Genomic DNA, 18,909 nt, shown 5'->3' with positions numbered 1-18,909 from the left:
ATTCATTATGTAATCGATAAAAACAGACGTTTCCTTTGCAAGTACGCCAAAAATCACGTCAAACCGGCCCTGTATTACCAAGGCCGGCGTTAGATGAATATTCCAGGCATTCATGAGACGTATGGCCTTATCTTTCATTACCACATTATGAATAGCAATGAAACGGATGTTCTACCCTAAAATAAGGATACATGTTACAGCCCATAGTGAAAACAAACCTGAGACCCGATTTCAGATAGACTTCAGGGTAAATATGCACCCTGCATTCGGGACTATTGAAGGAGGAATAGATCTTTTTTGTCGTCCATTTGAACGATATCAGCCTACCACACGTATAATCTCCAAACTCAGATCGGACGGTGAACATACATGATCCAAGCACGCAACATATCCAAGCAATTCAAGGTGCATCAAGCACTGCATGATGTCAGCTTCACAGTTAAACAAGGTAGTGTCACTGGGTTAATTGGCCCCAATGGTTCGGGCAAAACTACACTGATCCGCATCATGAATGGGGTCTTGGGTGCTTCCGGTGGACAGGTAACCATTAACGGATTGGATGCCGCTCTTGAGACGGAGAAAGTACTGGCCATGTGCGGCACCCTTACCGAACAAAGTGGATTATATGAGAATATGAGTGGGCGTGAAAATCTGACTTTCTTCGCAAATGTTTTTGGTCTGAAACATGCCAAGAAACGAATTGATGAGCTTGTAACTCTGTTCGAGTTGCAGGATTATCAGCATCGAAAAGTCGGTACCTATAGCACAGGCATGAAGAAACGCCTGGGCCTTGCACGAGTACTCCTGCACCGTCCTTCTATCCTGTTTCTGGATGAGCCCACCAATGGCCTGGATCCAGATGGAATTCAGATGGTGCTGCGTATGATCCGTCAATTAAATAAGGAAGAAAAGATGACGATTCTGATCTCATCCCATGTGCTGTCCCAACTGTCAGCCGTCTGTGATCATTATATTTTCATGGAAAAAGGTCACATCGTTGAGGAAGGAACGGAGCAAGAGATTGTTAGCCGATACCTGTCCACACCGAAGCTCGAAGTAGAAGCCGATATGCCCCATGGATGGCACACGGCTACCGACTATACGCCCGAGACGATCTCGGCATATAAAGCGACTTATCAGCTTCAATCCCGTGAAGATATCCCATTACTGCTAAGGCAATTAACGGAGCACGGTCAAGTCTATCAGGCCCGCATCACGGGCAGTGATCTGGAGAGTATCTATTTTGCCATAAGGGAGGCACACGACCATGAATAACCGTCAAGCCATACGTGCTCTGGTACGCAAAGATGTCCGGTCCGTCACAGCCAGCGTTCAGCTCTGGTTGCCCATGTTGATCGTTCCACTGATTATCGGAATCATCATGCCCTCTGCCCTCCTGTGGGCGGCCTCCAGAATGGAACTTCGTTCTCTGGGCAACATCAGCTTTCTGCTCGAATCATTGGATGCGTTAACCCATGGTGGACAGATTCCTCAGCTTGCTTCCATGCCTACAGATAATCATCGTATTGTCTATTATTTAGCTATGTATATGTTCGCGCCCTTGTTCCTCATCATTCCGGTGATGGCCTCCAGTATTCTGACAGCTAATAGTTTCGCTGGTGAGAAGGAACGCAAGACGCTGGAAGGATTGTTGTTCACACCAATCAGCATGAACACTCTTTTTAAAGGTAAAGTATTGGCTGCCCTGATTCCGTCCATTCTTTTATCCTGGGTTACGTTCCTGATCTACGGGATCATTGCCAATATTCTGATGTACCCTATGTTTGGAACGTTGATGTTTCCCAATGTCAACTGGACGATTCTTGTCCTGTGGGTTGTTCCGGCTTGCAGTCTTATGGTCATTTTGTTAAACGTGCTGATCTCGGCCAAGGTTCGTGGATTTCAGGAAGCTTATCAGCTTGGTGGATTAATTGTCCTTCCCTTGATCGCCTTAGTCGCTGGTCAAGCCAGTGGCATGTTGCTGATCGGCCCCTGGATGTTACTCTTGATTGGAGCAGTGTTCTTGCTTATTAGTTTGGTACTTCTTCGTCTCGTCACGCTATGGAATAGTCGTCAACAACTGGCGGAAAGTCAGATCTGAGATGTGCAGATTGAGAAATAGATAAACGCAGGTTATGATGTTTGGAGATATATGCTCTGGGATGATTATAGAGAGGAATGGAAGAACCGCATGGAATCCAAACTACTTCAAAAATTAAAATATGCTTCACCATTAACGTCACAGGAGAAGCATATTGTGGACTATATCCTAAACAACCTCGAAGTTGTATTCGATTCTACAGCCCATGAACTGGCTCAGCAGACCTATACAAGCTCCTCCACCATTGTTCGCTTATGCAAAAAGCTGGGTACCAAGGGGTACCCAGACTTTCAGTTAAAGCTTGCTCTTGAATATCAACGGATACCTTCTGCGTTGCAGAAGCAGGATTCTCCATTCGCAGAACAAGGCAATGTGCTGGCTGCCATCGACTCGGTTCCTTACCTATATCAGCAAGCGCTGGAGGATACACGCGGGATGTTAAAGGCCCCCGTTTTACTACGAATCGCGGACTGGGTCAAAGAATCCGGACGTATCGATATCTATGGCAGTGATATGAATTATTATCTAGCTCAACAGGCTTGTGCCAAATGGAATGAACTCGGCATATCTGCGATTGCTCACAATAATGCCAACATGCATTACTTGAATACGATGAATCCCAACAGCCTGACGCTTTCTTTTGTTATCTCACACACAGGTGAGAATCAATCGATGATTGAAGCCGCCAAAGTGCTCAGTAGCAAACAGATGAAGGTCATCGCGGTCACAGGCAACAACCATTCAACCCTGTCCAGACATTGCGATGAAACGTTACTGGCTTACGGATACAATGAGCAACTACGGCTCTCCAAAATGTCTTCGATGGTCTCGGTGCTCTATATTTTCGACATCTTATATATGGGGAGTATTAGCGACACGTATTAACGATTAACGCTGATCCGCTGCAAATACAATTCCTGCATCCTTACGCGCACGCATGAGTACACTCATCACAGACTCACTGTGTTCGAGCAGTTCGTAACACCGTTTGTAGTCCCCACTTGCATGGATGTCCCTGAACGCTTCCCACTCATAGTACAGCCAATTAGACTTTGTCTGGGCATTATACTCCTCAGCTGGCTCATTCCCGATCTGAAGCTTGATCTTCCGGCAACCGTTTGCTCCCCCGTCAACCTGAAGATACCCTTTCTCTCCTTGAATGAGCACAAAGTTCATGCTGTTCGAGTCTTTGGCCCCTACACATTCCGCAATAAACTCCGGATACTTGAGCATAACAACACCTGACGTATCAATGCCGTTTGCATGCTGGTTCGCAGAATATGATACGGCATTCGGACTGCCGAACAGATTCATGACCAGATGAAGATTATAAATATTGATATCCATTAATGCTCCGCCAGAGAATTGTGGATTGAAGACATTCGGTGTTTCGCCTGCAAGAAGATCATTGTATTTGCGCGAATATTGACTGTAGTTACACTGGATGAGTTTGATCGGACCAAGCTTCGGTAGTTGCTCCTGTATGACTTTGGTATTGGGCAAATGAATGTTGGAGATGGCTTCAAACAGCAGCAGATTTTTTTCTTTTGCAAGTGCACTCAGCGTTTCTGCTTCCTGAAGTGTGGACGTGAACGGTTTTTCACACACGACATGTTTGCCATGTTGAAGCGCCTGATAGGCCTGTTCGTAGTGCATGTTGTTCGGTGAAGCAATATATATGAGATCTACTTTCGTATCTAAAAATAGGGATTTCAGATCAGTATAGATTGTACTTACTCCATATTTGCCTGCAAGCTCCTGCGCTGTCTCTCTCTTTCGGGAGTACATCGCTATACAAGTGACATCTTCCAGTTCATTGATCGCGGCTAAAATGGCATCTACAATAGACCCTGTACCAATTGTTGCTATGTTCATCATATGGTTTCGCTCCTGTCGTTGGTTGTTTATCATTCAGCTATCCTTCGCTGCTCTGGTTGAGTGTAATGTTATCACGATCATGTCAGGCGGAGAATGCTTTGGGACGGGATTGGCCGCATCATGCGCAATTTGATTTCAGGTTTGAATGACTGTGAAATTCAATTTCATTCTCTGTTTTTTTTCATGTATGAGACCTAACATATCTTCCATAGTTTACCGATATAACATAAGGAAATAACGACATACATACACGAACGAAGGGGACGATGAAAGAATGAAGACAGGGTATACATACGTACAACGTACCATCTGTACATTACTGCTCATTACACTTATTGCAGCAGTGACATTCGGAGGCGGAAACGCAGCGCAGGCAGCTTCACTAAGCCAATCCACTGTGTATTATGAGTCTGACGGTGTTTTGTACAAGGTATCCGCGGATGGCAGCAATACAACAGAAGTATTAATTGATTTCCAAGGGGTGGACTTGCTCGCAGCAGGCTCTTATCTCTACTACACCCAGACTGCTTCTTCCACAACGTTACTTCGGGTTCCGAATGACGGGTCCAGCGATGAAGCAGAGCCATTTGCAACAGATGTACTCAGCTATTATACGGATAACGGATTCATCTATTATCTGGATGCTACAGGCACCATTTATCGCGCTAATGGCAACAGTGATGCTTCAGCTGTTACCAAGATTGCGGACAAGGCCGATACCGATTTTCCATTTCTCCTTGTAGCCAAAGGGCGTGCTTACTATAATGCGCTGGTTAATGGAAACACGTGGATCGTGTCCAAAACGTCCAACGGAAGTGGAGCTGTGCAGCGGATTGCCGCAGGCGCAGTGGAAGGACGTTATTTTACGAATCAAGCCAAAAACGAACTGCAACTGATGGTGAATACAGACCCCTACGAGGACTTCTATTCCACCAATGCTGTTGTCATGTATAAGGTGAATTACAACACTGGCAAGGCAACTGCTGTTAATCCAAAAGCCAAACTGGATGTGAATGCAGTATATTCCGGTGGTTGGGGTAACAATCTCTACGTGTATAACAAAGGAATCGATCTCGACAGCAATAAGGATTACAACTATGCCAAAGGCAAAGCGTTCGCGTTAACAACTTCAGCCAAAACGCTTCAGCTTCATAACAAGAGCATCCGGGAAGTAAGTGCCTTAGGTACAGACAAGGTTGTCCTTATTGATGCAGACAAGAAGGCTTATGCCAAAACGGTATCCGGCAACAAAGTGACCAAGTCCGCCAACCTGAACCTGAACAATGTAACGTATGTTGCAAATCAATTGACCAATGGTACAGCTACGGCTGCATACATCTCGGGCAACAACGGTCTCTATTCGGTCAATACAGCTCTCAAGGTAACGAAACTTACCGGTGACGAATGGGATGCATTCCATATCAGAGATGATGTTGCCGGCCTGTTCTACATCAATGCCAAAGATCAGTATCGCTTGTATCACGTGCAAACGGGTGGAACAGGGAAAAAAGTAATGAGTGACGTTTTCCTCGACAATATTCTATTGGTGACACCGTACTAACATATCCTGTTGAATCAAGCGTGCAGCCTATTCATCGGAATTATCCATAACAAAAAGGATTACCTTGCAGCCATATAGGCTCTTGGTAGTCCTTTTTTGGTTGTCGAAAACTATTTTTCAAAAATATCTTCCATATGAGAATGATAATTGTTATCATTAAGAAAATAAGACAAAAGGATGGTCCGTATGACTGAACAGTTTCCCTTCATTGCTGAAACCTCATCTCTACCGCTCCTCTCCTCCATGTGCCGTGTGCGTCGTGGGGAGAATTTCCGTGTGCAAGGCAAGACGGTGTCCCGGCCCATGCTCTGTCTTATTTTGCAAGGAGACGGTGTTCTGGTCCTGAATGATACAGTCTATACGGCGCAAGCGGGCAGCTTGTTCGTGTTGAAGTCAGGTACAACCATCGAGGCCGCTGCACGCTCGAAAGTGACCGAATTTATATTGCTAAGCATGGATACGGTTCGTTTGCAGCAAGTGCGCGGCGAATGGAAAATGACCTCTTCACCCGCCTTCCCGCTGGATTGGCAGACAGGCAGGTTGCTGGTTCGTCATGAGCAGCAGGCTGTATTACGTTTGGAACAATTGTATGAAACCTATCGCGGTCTTCAACCGGATCACTTTATCAGCATACATAGCCAGCTGCATGAACTGCTGCAGTTTCTCTCAGAGAACCGGCTGGAAGCCAATCATGAGAAAGTGGACCCTGCCTTGGAGCGCAGTATTATGTATATGCGACGTTACATGAGTGAAGGAATCAGCATGGATCAGCTTGCCAAGATCGCTGGACTCACACCCAGCTCCTATTCTCGCAGTTTCAAGAAAGCCAAGGGCATGTCGCCGACCGATTATCTGAACCGTTTACGTATAGACGAAGCCAAAAAACAGCTGACCGCGGAATCATGTGTCCTCAAAGACGTCGCGATATCTGTCGGGTATGGCAATGAGTATTATTTTAGCCGTAAATTCAAACAAACCTTGGGCATTGCTCCCAGCGTATATATGAAAAGAGATCAACTTCGCGTAGCTACGGCATCCATCATGGGATTCCACGAGAATCTGGCTTCGCTTGGACTGCGCCCTGTAGCTGTGCTGGAAGGAGTTCTTGACCGAGAATCGGATGAATATGAACAAGAACGCCGATTAACCAGACAATTCGATCAACTTCGGCAGGCGAAGCCAGACTTGATCATCGGTGATTTTTACCATAAGCCTTATTATGATCGCCTGAAAAGTATTGCACCCACCATCATTTTGGAGTCCACTGACGACTGGAAAGAGAACCATATTCGCATAGCCGAACTGGTCGGACGCGAGAAGCAAGCGTTGCTGAATTTCAAGGAACTTGCGTTCCGCAAGCTTGAAGCCGGACGGAGCCTCCAATCTTATTTCGGACAAAAACGCTTGGCTCTGATGGAGATTACGAATCAATTCATTCGATTACAGGGGACTGGCGAGCATCCATTAAATCGCTTGTTGTATGCTGAATTGGGACTCCACCCTGCCCAGCTTGTGTCTCCCGAAAGTTCCAGAAATGAGTATGTTGCGGATAATATCCCTGTGCTGGACACGGATTATCTGTTGATCCATCGTACTTCGCTTCAGCCTGCCAGTGAAAAGGTATTCCGACGCATGAAACAAACGGCATCATGGCATCGATCACCTGCCGTGCTGCATGGTAATGTCCATGATATCTCAAATTGGCATCTCTTGTGCTGGAACCCAGTGGGCCAGTTGCAGATTCTGAACGAACTGGAGCAGATTGATCAGCAGTCTGTTGTCTTTCCTCAGGCAGGACTGATCGGACATTAGATATGAATATTAGCTCCTACGAAGTGACCGGTGTGCAGTGTTATTTTCTCCATCGTTTTCCATCATTATAATTAAATAAGATTTTGCACAAGCCAAAGGGCCCTCTCCTATGACGGAAAGGGCCCTTTACATGTAATTATGAATGTTCCTTGATCTCTTCCTTCGGAACCAACTTGTATATCTCTTCATCTTCCATGGTATCAATCAACCGATCCAACCATTTGTAGTATGCTTCCGCTTGCAAAACCTTATGTTTGTCTTCCATCAGAATGTGGATAAGTTCAGCATCTGCCTGCTCATCCAGATCTTCGACTAACCGATTCAGTTCTTCAATCGATTTGCGCAGAATCTGAAGGTTACTCTCCACGGCTTTTCTCCACTTAATCGCAAAATAATCCGTAAATGTCTGGTGCCAGTCATACTCTACTTCATATAGGTCTTTCCTGGAGCCTTTGCTCCATACTTTGTTCACCATTTTCAAATCCAGCAGTGTTCGCACACCTGTACTCATACTCGTTTTGCTCATTTCCATTTCCCGTCCCATATCGTCAAGGGTCATTGGCTTGTCTGCAAAAAATAGCAATCCATATAAGTGTCCCGTAGACAGCGTAACGCCGTAAAGATCCATATTACGTCCAATGGCTTCAATAACGCGTTTACGAATCCTCAGCACGGTTGCCTGCTGTTCCTCTTGTAAATGGTCCAAGCCCATGCTTGCAACCTCCATTCTGAACATTCCACAGTCTTGGCAAAATAATTGCAACACTTTAAAAGTCCTGCTTACATGGGAAAGCATCCGGCCGGACATCCTATATGCCAGAGGGCTTTCTTTCACCCAATGTATGAAAATGGGAACTTTACCAGGCTACATTTGCCTATGACTATCTTTTAACCAAAAAATTCAGCTTCAATTCAGCTCATTTTCTATTGTAGGAAATGCGATATCAAATGTAAAGGAACCTTATTAGACAGAATAAGGAGAACGACGGAGCATATGGGAGGAAAACTTTGTACAGTTTTTACTGTACAAACATTATGTACTGTTTATTCGGTTGCTATACGGGGTAAGTATTGTTAGAATACAAAACGTTACCCAGAAAGACGGGAAGCGAAGCAACATCTACCGGATTTCGTGGCTGGGCGCATAAGTGTATGGGCTTATGGATGCTGAAAGCCGTTCGAAGTGCACAACACATCAGAAGGGGTGAAAACATGACCATACTTGAAGTGAAAAACGTAAGTAAATTGTTTGGACCCCAAACCGAGCAAGGTCTGCAATTACTGGAGCAAGGTTGGGGTAAAGAAAAGTTGGCCAAAGAAAAACAGATAACGGTTGGTGTCAACCGGGTCAACATGGACATTAAGGAAGGCGAGATTTTCGTTATTATGGGACTGTCCGGGAGTGGTAAATCCACACTGGTTCGGATGTTCAATCGTCTGATTGAACCAACATCCGGAGAAATTCTGGTCCATGGTAAGGATCTACGTAAGATGAACAAAGAACAATTGCGCGAAGTGCGCCGGAAAACGATCAGCATGGTCTTCCAGAAGTTTGCGTTATTCCCGCACCGTACCGTTCTTGATAATGTGGAGTATGGATTGGAAATACAAAAAGTAGATAAGGAAGTACGCCGCGAGAAGGCGAAAACCTCACTTGAGCTGGTTGGCCTTAAAGGCTGGGAAGATAAAATGCCAGATGAACTCAGTGGCGGGATGCAGCAACGTGTCGGCTTGGCCCGTGCACTTGCCAATGACCCGGAAGTACTACTAATGGATGAAGCCTTCAGTGCACTTGATCCATTGATTCGCCGTGATATGCAAGATGAGTTGATCGAGCTTCAGGATAAAATGAAAAAGACCATTATTTTCATTACCCATGACTTGGACGAAGCGCTGCGCATCGGCGATCGTATTGCCCTCATGAAAGACGGCGCAGTCGTGCAGATCGGTACACCGGAAGAAATCATGATTCAACCGGCCAACTCATATGTGGCCCGCTTCGTCGAAGACGTGGATCTGTCCAAGGTCCTTACAGCATCTCACGTAATGCGTCGCCCTGAAACAATTACGCTTGACCGTGGTCCTCGTGTTGCCCTCGAATTAATGCGCGAACGTGGTATTTCCAACCTGTTTGTCATTGACCGTTCGAAAAAATTGCTTGGTGTTATTACAGCTGAAGATGCAACTCGTGCCATGCGCGAAAACAAAGTATTGAACGACATTCTGATCACGGACGGGCCGACGGTATCGCCTGAGACCCTGATTCATGAATTGTTCGAGATCGTAAGTTCTGCCCATGTGCCGCTCGCTGTTGTTGGTGAGAATGGTCGTCTGCAAGGTGTTATCGTCCGCGGTGCCCTGCTGGGTGCGCTTAGCGGTGAAGTTGCAGTAAAGGAGGAACTTGTGAATGATTCCCAAAATACCACTCGCATCGTGGATTGAATCCATCGTTGACTGGATGAGCTCCTCGCTCTCCGGATTGTTTAAAGTTATCTCTGTTGTTATTCAGGAAGTGGTCGGATTCTTCTCCGGGCTGTTCATGTTGCCACATCCACTCCTGTTCATTGCAATATTGGGTGTTCTTGCGTTCCTCGTAGGTCGACTCCCACTGACACTATTCACGGTTATCGGGTTCTTGCTCGTAGATAACTTGGGGTACTGGTCCCAATCCATGGACACACTCGGCCTGGTTATCACTTCAGGATTGGTTTCGATCCTGCTTGGTGTGCCTGTCGGAATCTGGCTCGCATACAGTAAAACTGCGGCGCGTATCGTCACACCGCTACTTGACTTCATGCAGACAATGCCTGCATTTGTCTACTTGCTGCCTGCGGTTACATTCTTTAGCCTCGGTGTCGTTCCAGGTGTTATCGCATCGGTTATATTCGCGATTCCACCAACGATTCGTCTGACTCACCTGGGTATCAAACAGGTATCTGGCGAATTGGTTGAAGCAGCCGACGCATTCGGTTCAACTTCCATGCAAAAGTTATTCAAAGTACAGCTTCCACTCGCTTTGCCTACCGTGATGTCCGGTATTAACCAGACGATCATGTTGTCACTGTCCATGGTTGTTATTGCATCCATGATCGGTGCACAGGGTATTGGTGCGGAAGTATATCGTGCAGTAACACAGCTGCAAATCGGTAAAGGTTTCGAAGCCGGTCTCGCTGTTGTTGTACTCGCGATTGTGCTGGACCGTTTCACACAAAATCTGTTTATGCCAGGTCGCAAAAAGACCTCACGCATTACAACGAAGCAAAAAGCATGGATCACTGCTGCAGCAACATTCCTTGTGTTAGTAGCTGGTTTCTCACAATACTTCGTTGGTGGCACGACTTCCGCTGGTGGCAACAATTCAGCAGCCAATGCTGTAGGTCAAGAAGTGAACTATCAGATTATTGGTATCGATCCAGGGGCTGGTATCATGAAGTCCACAGCTAAAGCGATCGAAGACTATAAACTAACTGATTGGACCCTCATTGAAGGTTCTGGTGCAGCGATGACTGCTACATTAGACAAAGCCATCAAAAATGAAGACCCAATCATCATTACAGGTTGGACTCCGCACTGGATGTTTAACAAATATGATCTAAAATATCTGGAAGACCCTGAGAAATCTTTCGGTGATGCTGAAGAAATTCATACCATTGCCCGTAAAGGTCTGAAAGAAGATCACCCTGTTGCGTTTGAATTCCTATCCCGTTTCCAATGGACATCCGATGAAATGGGTGAAATGATGACTGCCATCCAGGATGGCACATCCCCGGAAGAAGCAGCGAAAGCTTATGCCGAAAAACATGCCGATCAGATCGCTGAGTGGACCAAAGGTCTGACTCCAGTGAACGGTGATGCGTTCAAACTGAGCTATGTGGCTTGGGATTCCGAAATCGCAAGTACCAACTTGCTGAAATATGTGATGGAAAACGACTTGGGTTATAAAGTTAACGCTCTGCAAGTCGAAGCCGGACCGATGTGGACGGGTGTTGCCTCAGGTGACGTAGATGCCTCTCCAGCAGCTTGGCTGCCATTGACACACGCAGACTACTGGGAACGTTACAAAGACCAGGTGGACGATCTGGGTGCCAACATGACGGGTGTACGTACAGGCCTCGTGGTTCCTAGTTACATGACTGAAGTTAACTCGATTGCAGATTTGGAGACAGGTGCGACTTCTTCCTCCACTCCATCGGCAAGTGCTAATGTGGGCGAAGAGGTGAATCACCAAATCGTTGGTATTGATCCAGGTGCAGGTCTGATGAAGGCTACTGCAAATGCTATTGAGCATTACGAATTGTCTAATTGGAATCTGATCGAAGGCTCTGGAGCAGCGATGACTGCGTCGCTGGACAAAGCTTATAAAAATGAGGAGCCCATCATCGTTACGGGTTGGACTCCTCACTGGATGTTCAATCAGTATGATCTGAAGTATCTGGACGATCCAGACTTAATTTTCGGCGATGCAGAGGAAGTTCACACGGTTGGACGTAAGGGAATCAAGGAAGATCATCCCGTTGCCTATGAGTTCTTCTCTCGCTTTAATTGGACTGCGGATCAGATGAGTGAAATCATGACTGACATTCAAAAGGGCATTTCGCCTGAAGAAGCAGCCAAGACTTATGCTGAAAAACATCCAGACCAGATTAAAGAATGGACTACCGGGTTAACTCCTGTTAGTGGTGATAGTCTACGTCTTGGTTATGTGGCATGGGACTCTGAAATTGCGAGTACGAACCTGATGAAGTATGTGCTTGAGACGGATCTGGGTTATACCGTCAAAGCCCTACAAGTCGAAGCTGGTCCCATGTGGGCAGGCTTGGCAGCAGGTGATATCGATGCTTCTCCAGCCGTTTGGCTCCCGCTTACACACGGGGATTATTGGGAGACGTATGGTGACCAGATTGAAGATATTGCTGTCAGTATGACAGGAGTTAAACAAGGTCTGGTTGTTCCAACTTACATGGATATCAACTCTGTTGAAGATTTAAAAGATAATTAAACCAGATTGAGATGGATAAACCTGAATTTGGTAAAAAAAGACCACCGAAATTTTTCGGTGGTCTTTTCTTATGGCTATGTTTTTTTCAGACATGCTAATTTGATTTGGTATTCAATCTTAGTAATACTGCTACCTTAAGCATTCACACGCTTTTTTCCATTCAACGCTTCACACATATCCGCTTACTTCGCTCTTGAACCCTCTATGTAGATATTACTTGGTGAGTTCGATTATTTCCAACAACTATCCGATCAGCAACAGTAGTACACCAATGACAATCATGACAACACCGAGAATACCATATACCACTCTTGCTCCCTGCCGTCCAATGGTCTTCACAAAAATTCCTGCTCTAAAGCTCTTCATAAACCAGTCCCAGTTGTTGATTCCTCCGAGCAAACTAAAAATTCCTGCCGCTATGGCAAATAGTGCGATTAAAACGGGTTGATCTTGCATTTCTTCAACACTCCTTCAATATAATCCTGTCTACTATACCTTCACTTGGTGAAAATTAACAGGCATTAATTGGGCGTATCTCAAAACTCGCTGAAGTGCATCTTTCACCGCCTTTTCGCCCCCTGCTGCGTCACTTTCCCTTGACGTGCCCCGGCACGCCTGCAGAAAACTTCCTTGCTTGGAACGAAAATTCGGCAAAATCTACTTCCTTCGGAGTTTTCAGACACGCCCTAGAAAAAAACAGCTTGCAGATGGAAGTCTGCAAGCTGTTCTGTTACGTCTGTATTATACGTTTTATTGCTTTTGCAACTCGCTTGCCGACAATAGCAGAGTCACCACTTCAGCACGGGTTGCTTCGGCGAGTGGGTTAAACATATTCTTCCCTGTTCCCTTCACCAGTCCTGCATCATATGCAGCAGCGATATATGGAGCAGCCCACGCCGGTACTTTATCTGCGTCCGCGAAACTCAGTACCGGATTCGACTGTACCGGGAGACCGAGTGCTCTGACGAGCATAACTGTCATCTCTACCCGTGATACTTTGCCTGATGAACGGAACGTATCATCCGTATAGCCACTGATGATGCCTTGATCGACTGCTTGAGCAATAAAGGATTGTGCCCATGCAGGTATTCCCGCAGCATCCTTAAACGTCAATGCCTTGTTGCTGGCCGGAAGTTCAAATGCTCTGCCTAACATCACAATGAATTCGGCGCGTGTCGCTGGTGCATTCGGACGGAAATTACCATCCTGATACCCGTTCACAATTCCCCGGGAAATGGCCTGCTCAATAGCAGCCGCAGCCCAATGATTTCCGATGTCCTTAAGGTCTACAACCGGTGTGGTTGGATTAGGAGTTCCTCCATTACCCGGAACGGTTGGCGTAGTTGGGTTCGTAGGATTGGTTGGTGTAGTCGGTGTGGTTGGAGTTACAGGTGTAGTAGGTGTTGTAGAACCTCCACCACTGCCCGGATTACTTCCATTATTGCCGCCACCATTACCAGGATTGCTTCCATTACCGTCCCCCGGAAGTGGTGCCCCCTTCAAATCCGTACTGCGTCCTTCCGTTTTTTGATCAACTGTACCTACACGGTTCAGATGTTCATGGAAGATTTCATAATCGACCAGATTCAATTCGTAGAATCGATTATCATCTTTTGCTGTTCTCATAGCACGGTAGAAGTCTCCACCGTTAGCCATAAATGAATTGGTAGCGACGATATAGTACCCGTTCGGATCGATATCCGAGTACGTACCATCTGCATTCTTAATCTGAACTTTGACCACACGTTGACCGACTTGGGTCACAGTGTTAGTGGTGGCATCAATTTTTTCGCCTGGTTTTGTGGAATCGTAGTAGAACCGCATTCCTGCCACTTGCGGGAAGCGCCCTTCTCCTGTTTCCACACCACTAACGCCATTTTCCAGCGCGGCTGTGATTTCTTTGCCTGTCATTTTCAACGCAGACAGATTATTAGCGAATGGCATCACAGTCAGGAGATTGCCCAGCGTAATATCCCCTATCTGGAATGAAGCACGAATGCCACCGCCGTTCTGGATCGCCACGTATCCTTTGACGTCGTTTTCCTGCACAATGGATTTCACTTTCTCCAGCATACCGTCTGTCATCAGGTTTCCTAAGTTGGTTTCCTGTTTCCGCACAGTGCCACGTTCTCCATCCAAGAAGACATTCGTTTTACCGATAATCGTTTTCTTGAACTTTTCCAACTGAGGAGCATATTCTTTCAGCTTGTTTGCAGCTTCCACATCATCAGCATAGATGAATTGGTTGGAAGCATCTTTCGCATCCAGACTCAACAATTTGCCGTTCCACTTCTTCAATATACCGGCTTCATCAAACGTAACATCCAATTGACCAAGAGAAACGTCATATTCCCCGGTTTGCACAACCAATGTTGGCTCATCTTGGCTGCCCATAACAATCGGTTCCTTCAGAATGGTGTGTGAATGACCACCTACCACAATATCGATCCCTTCTACGGCTTCTGCCAATTTGAGATCCTCTGAGTAGCCAAGGTGAGTCAAAGCAATGATTTTATTGATACCTTCATTTTGCAGCATCTGTACAGTTGCTTGTGCACTTGCCTTATAATCTACAAACTTCAAGTCATCTCCCGGTGAAGAAAGAGATACCGTGTCCGGTGTCGTCAGTCCGAAAATACCAACTCTCTCACCATTCACTTCCGTAATAATCGCAGGATAGATTTCCGCTTTCTCACCCGGATCACCGATGCTATTGTTGTACAAACCACTCAAGCTCGCATCTTTTGAGTAATCAATGTTGGCACTTACGAACGGGAATTCTGCTTTTTCAATAAATGCTTTCAGTACACTTGGACCTTTATCAAACTCATGGTTACCAAAAGTCATGGCATCATATCCGATCATGTTCATGAACTCCAGATCAGCCAGACCGTTAAAAAGATTAAAGTACAATGTACCAGAGAATACGTCCCCTGCATCCAGCACCAGGGTATTATCATTGCGCGCTTCCTTAATTGCTGTTACTCGGCGCGGAATGTTATCCAGATGCGCATGCGTATCATTCGTGTGCAGTACGCGCAGGTTGAAGTCCCCTTCTTCCACCGGATCTCCAATACTTAATTGTGCAAGCAGTGGATCATGGTCGCTCACTCTTCCATCTGCTGTCTCAAAATCGGCATTCACATGTACCACTTCGATGGCTGCTGTCTCAGTCAGGTTTTTACTCACCAGAATGTGATCCAGTGTCTGAGAGTTTCCATCATAGATGTAGGAATACCGCTGATTTTCTGGCAGTTCGTTTACCAGATTGTCCAGTTCATTACCTTCAACAATATTCAAAGTATTTGAGAATTGGAAGTCATTAAAATCACCGAGAACAGCGACATTGACCTCAGGGTCTTTGTTCAGTAACTCCTTCACAAACCCATTCACTAACGCAGCTTGCTTCGCACGTTGAACTTCACTGCTTCGAGTCGCAGGCTGTATGCTTCCAAAAGGTTTCAGGTCTCCACCTTTGGAATTGAAGTGGTTGGCAATCACCACTACACGTTCACCATTGAATTCGAATTCAGCGGCAAGCGGCTTGCGGGAGCTAGCGAACGCCTCATCCCCTGGTGCAATACGACCCGGATTGTTGGAGAGACTGCCGTCAGCGCCTACCTGAATTGCTGTTGTAGCACTTCCTTTAATCCCTTCCTTCAGGGACACACGTGATTCATTATACAGAAACCCTACACGAATATTGGCACCTGGTGCTCCGCCATCCTTGTTATTTTCCGGAGCGATATCTGTGTATTTATACGTAGGACCACCTTTAGTTGCAATGGCATCAATTAGGGTTTGGAAACTAGCATCTGCAGCTGTTGCTCCACTGTCTGTTGCCCCATCATTATCTTGCACTTCCATAATGCCGATAATATCTGGATTTTTCAGATTATTGACGACAATGCCGCCAATTTTAACAGCTCTAGCCGCATCCTTTTGACTGAAATTCTCTACATTGAAAGTTGCAATCGTCAATTTGTCATCGGTGGGTTGAATTTTTGTTATTGCTTGTTCAAGGGAACTCGGTGTGATTGCTGGAAGATTACCTTCAGGAATCACTTTAAAATTCCCATTGGAGTATGTCATAACCCCTTTAATGGAGCCACCTAGCTTGTCTCCCGTTTTGACGGCTTGGGATGGTTTTTTATTGATGAACAGCCGTTGCGGATTAAGTGAACTCTCAAACGGCTCTGCACCATCCCCTGTCAGAATGACACCGCCCGCAGGCGTGCGCAACGGATTGTTGGGACCATTATCTACAACAACAGCGAGACCCGGTTCACTGGAATACGGACCGATAATGGTAGCATTATCGAGTTGCACCCTCATCCCTTCAAGACTCTCATAAAAGTCAATGGCATCCTTATCCGGATTAAACTCGCCGAATTGATTGGAATCAATTACGGTAGGAATCATGCGACCATTAGCACCCAAAACCACAGGTTCAGGTAAATCTTTATTACTGTCTTCAACCGAAATTATTGTAGCTACAATTTCCGTTATCGCCAGCTCCGTTGTTGCTGTTGCATATTCTTTCACCTGTCCAGATACGCTCACCTTGTTACCTACTGTCATTCCATGAGACGACTTATAGACCAGAATACCTTCAGATGTTCTGTCATCGTTATCTTCCATGCCAGGAATCTCCTGCATGTAGAAGGAAGTTGCGTTTACAACATGAGTCACAATGCCTTCCACATTTTGCACAGCCAAGCCATCGTACAAGGAGTTATGGGTGGCCCCTTGAATATCGTGGATTCTAAGATTGTTCAGTTCCTGAAGAACCTTGTACGTATAGGTATATACATTACTTGTATTCCCACCAGACACTGCAATAGCTTTAATAGCAGTATCTTCATCTACTTTAATTGGCACAGTGTACCGCGTAGATGTTGGTGTAGGGTTAGTGCCATTAACCGTATAATAAATTTCTGCTCCCGCCATTGGTGAGGATAAAGTCACCGTAGATCCTTTTACAATTCCCCCTGAAGGAACACTAGCTGTAACAGAAAGCAGATTCTCGACAACATCCGCTGCTGTGCGTGGGATTAATTCGAGACCATAGCTTGTGTGATAAGTCATGACGCCTGTCACTTTTTCGTATGTTTTGCCTGTTGCCAGTGCAGTGGGGCTATTTTTGGCATAGATCGTGATCTCTCGACCATCCACATCTGTCGCAAAAAAGGTGGAACTGCTACTTCTTGTCACCGTGACCCCATTGACTTCGACAAGCATCCCTTCATAGATGCCGCCCGAACCCTTGCCTCCGTCTTCAGCAGGCGCAAAGTCTTTGGATGTCAACGTAAGCGGTTCAGGAATTTCTTGTGTTTTATCCAAGATCTTAATATAACCGCCTGGAAATCCTGCTTTATCCTTCTCTACCTGGAGTAGACCGTTATAAATGGTGAGCGGACCATACGCTTCAATCCGGTCACCTGGCTCAACAGTTGAATCTGTACCACGAATGACGATTCCAGCATTCTCATCCTGAATATATAGATTCGCCATTCCTCCTGATTCCTCTCGGTAGGTTACAATCCCTTGAACGGTAACCGGAGAGTTTTCAGGCTTGTTTCTGGCATCAGATATTGAAATTGGAGTATTGTCAACGATCGTATAATTAAATAAAGCAATTGCACTATCCAGTAAGCCTTCTTTGTGTGCATAAGCTTCAATGTGCATAGCATCATTAACCGTGATGGGAACTGTGTAAGGAAGAAACGCATTTTCATCATTTAACTTGTAGTATACGGCTGCACCGACTGTAGTTGTTCCCAAAGTAACCTGTGTTCCTGACGGAACGGCCCCTGGGGACGGATTAGCTGTGACATTAGCCACTTCCGTTTCCGGTGTCTCATCAATCAGTTGAAAAGTTGTTGATGTAACGGATCGTATACCTTTAGAAGTGAAATATTGAGATAACGTACCATTGTTAATACGTACTTTGGATTGATATAAGGAGGGATTGCTTTGTAGTCCGAATGTGCTGCGAGGAGCAGTTGTGGGTACTTGAACAGGCATCATCTTACTAAGATTTGTTTCGGTTGGACTATCAGCAATTGCAAAATTAGTGTCTACAGTAAAGGGTGGATTCAAATTTACACTTGGACCGTTGCTGTAGGTCCCGACAACATAACCTTCAACCGTGGCGGTTGAATCATCCGAACCAAGAGCGAGCGCCTCTGCAACTGTTAGCAGTTCATCCGCCGCTGCAACTTTGTTGTTGAATAAGCCAGCAGGTATGGCACCCGTAATCAGCAGGACCACAGCTAAGAATAACCTGAGCCAACTCTTTATTTGCTTACTTTGCATCTTTTTCCTACCCCCATGTTTTAAATTTTCAATCATTTGTTCAGACAGCTTGTACATTAGTTCAAATATAAGATAACTGAATAACTGACTCATGTAAACATTATTTCTTCATTATGAAATAAAATAGAACATATACATTACAGAAAGAAATCATTTTCTCTTTCTTAAGGCTAAATAGGACTAATTTAAGATCAAAATTATATCTTTTTGATCTTTTAGAGTCATGTTTATGTGCACATT

General features: G+C 45.5%; 11 protein-coding genes. 7 read left to right on the top strand and 4 right to left on the bottom strand.

Annotated features, from left to right (window positions below; all coding sequences use genetic code 11):
• The first annotated feature begins 369 nt into the window (after positions 1-369).
• From MHH93_RS06480 to MHH93_RS06470, 3 genes are read left to right on the top strand one after another with little or no spacing between them, the layout of a single operon-like run.
• Positions 370-1,275 carry an ABC transporter ATP-binding protein gene (locus tag MHH93_RS06480; protein WP_500053377.1) on the top strand — a complete coding sequence of 302 codons (906 nt, stop codon included), beginning with the start codon at positions 370-372 and terminating at the stop codon, positions 1,273-1,275.
• Positions 1,268-2,101, top strand: a complete 834-nt coding sequence (locus MHH93_RS06475) for an ABC transporter permease subunit (RefSeq protein ID WP_500053376.1) — start codon at positions 1,268-1,270, stop codon at positions 2,099-2,101. The genes MHH93_RS06480 and MHH93_RS06475 overlap by 8 nt, the downstream gene beginning before the upstream one ends.
• Positions 2,102-2,152: 51 nt before the next feature.
• On the top strand, positions 2,153-2,986 hold the full coding sequence (locus MHH93_RS06470) for a MurR/RpiR family transcriptional regulator (RefSeq protein ID WP_500053375.1): 834 nt from the start codon (positions 2,153-2,155) through the stop codon (positions 2,984-2,986).
• A gap of 3 nt (positions 2,987-2,989) precedes the next feature.
• Here MHH93_RS06470 and MHH93_RS06465 read toward each other — a convergent pair whose 3' ends face one another.
• Positions 2,990-3,976, bottom strand: a complete 987-nt coding sequence (locus MHH93_RS06465) for a Gfo/Idh/MocA family protein (protein WP_500053754.1) — start codon at positions 3,974-3,976, stop codon at positions 2,990-2,992.
• A gap of 277 nt (positions 3,977-4,253) precedes the next feature.
• On the opposite strand from MHH93_RS06465, the gene MHH93_RS06460 reads away from it, so the two are divergent.
• A complete protein-coding gene (locus MHH93_RS06460) occupies positions 4,254-5,540 on the top strand; it encodes a DUF5050 domain-containing protein (RefSeq protein ID WP_500053374.1) in 1,287 nt (428 codons plus the stop codon).
• A gap of 186 nt (positions 5,541-5,726) precedes the next feature.
• Complete coding sequence (locus MHH93_RS06455; RefSeq protein ID WP_500053373.1) at positions 5,727-7,352, top strand: helix-turn-helix domain-containing protein; 1,626 nt, start codon at positions 5,727-5,729, stop codon at positions 7,350-7,352.
• Positions 7,353-7,488: 136 nt separating this feature from the next.
• Here the strand turns inward: MHH93_RS06455 and MHH93_RS06450 are convergent, their stop codons facing one another.
• On the bottom strand, positions 7,489-8,064 hold the full coding sequence (locus MHH93_RS06450) for a GbsR/MarR family transcriptional regulator (protein ID WP_062833093.1): 576 nt from the start codon (positions 8,062-8,064) through the stop codon (positions 7,489-7,491).
• Positions 8,065-8,564: 500 nt separating this feature from the next.
• On the opposite strand from MHH93_RS06450, the gene MHH93_RS06445 reads away from it, so the two are divergent.
• A complete protein-coding gene (locus tag MHH93_RS06445; RefSeq protein ID WP_076331983.1) occupies positions 8,565-9,794 on the top strand; it encodes a quaternary amine ABC transporter ATP-binding protein in 1,230 nt (409 codons plus the stop codon).
• Positions 9,760-12,351 (top strand): glycine betaine ABC transporter substrate-binding protein, encoded by a 2,592-nt coding sequence (locus MHH93_RS06440; protein WP_500053372.1) that lies wholly within the window; start codon positions 9,760-9,762, stop codon positions 12,349-12,351. The genes MHH93_RS06445 and MHH93_RS06440 overlap by 35 nt, the downstream gene beginning before the upstream one ends.
• Positions 12,352-12,594: 243 nt before the next feature.
• Here the strand turns inward: MHH93_RS06440 and MHH93_RS06435 are convergent, their stop codons facing one another.
• On the bottom strand, positions 12,595-12,807 hold the full coding sequence (locus tag MHH93_RS06435) for an immunity 17 family protein (protein ID WP_047842001.1): 213 nt from the start codon (positions 12,805-12,807) through the stop codon (positions 12,595-12,597).
• A 294-nt stretch (positions 12,808-13,101) separates the two neighbouring features.
• Positions 13,102-18,669 (bottom strand): S-layer homology domain-containing protein, encoded by a 5,568-nt coding sequence (locus tag MHH93_RS06430; RefSeq protein WP_500053371.1) that lies wholly within the window; start codon positions 18,667-18,669, stop codon positions 13,102-13,104.
• Positions 18,670-18,909: the final 240 nt, after the last annotated feature.

Origin of the sequence: Priestia sp. FSL H7-0729 (assembly GCF_038005685.1) — a bacterium.
Taxonomy (GTDB): Bacteria; Bacillota; Bacilli; order Paenibacillales; family Paenibacillaceae; genus Paenibacillus.
Note: the sequence above shows the minus strand (reverse complement) of the source record. Positions and strands in the feature narration are given on the sequence as shown.

What these genes read in the sequence shown, in the direction of transcription:
- MHH93_RS06480 (WP_500053377.1), top strand. Translation starts at nt 370, where the DNA reads ATGATCCAAGCACGCAACATATCCAAGCAATTCAAGGTGCATCAAGCA.
- MHH93_RS06475 (WP_500053376.1), top strand. Translation starts at nt 1,268, where the DNA reads ATGAATAACCGTCAAGCCATACGTGCTCTGGTACGCAAAGATGTCCGG.
- MHH93_RS06470 (WP_500053375.1), top strand. Translation starts at nt 2,153, where the DNA reads ATGCTCTGGGATGATTATAGAGAGGAATGGAAGAACCGCATGGAATCC.
- MHH93_RS06465 (WP_500053754.1), bottom strand. Translation starts at nt 3,976, where the DNA reads ATGAACATAGCAACAATTGGTACAGGGTCTATTGTAGATGCCATTTTA.
- MHH93_RS06460 (WP_500053374.1), top strand. Translation starts at nt 4,254, where the DNA reads ATGAAGACAGGGTATACATACGTACAACGTACCATCTGTACATTACTG.
- MHH93_RS06455 (WP_500053373.1), top strand. Translation starts at nt 5,727, where the DNA reads ATGACTGAACAGTTTCCCTTCATTGCTGAAACCTCATCTCTACCGCTC.
- MHH93_RS06450 (WP_062833093.1), bottom strand. Translation starts at nt 8,064, where the DNA reads ATGGGCTTGGACCATTTACAAGAGGAACAGCAGGCAACCGTGCTGAGG.
- MHH93_RS06445 (WP_076331983.1), top strand. Translation starts at nt 8,565, where the DNA reads ATGACCATACTTGAAGTGAAAAACGTAAGTAAATTGTTTGGACCCCAA.
- MHH93_RS06440 (WP_500053372.1), top strand. Translation starts at nt 9,760, where the DNA reads ATGATTCCCAAAATACCACTCGCATCGTGGATTGAATCCATCGTTGAC.
- MHH93_RS06435 (WP_047842001.1), bottom strand. Translation starts at nt 12,807, where the DNA reads ATGCAAGATCAACCCGTTTTAATCGCACTATTTGCCATAGCGGCAGGA.
- MHH93_RS06430 (WP_500053371.1), bottom strand. Translation starts at nt 18,669, where the DNA reads ATGCAAAGTAAGCAAATAAAGAGTTGGCTCAGGTTATTCTTAGCTGTG.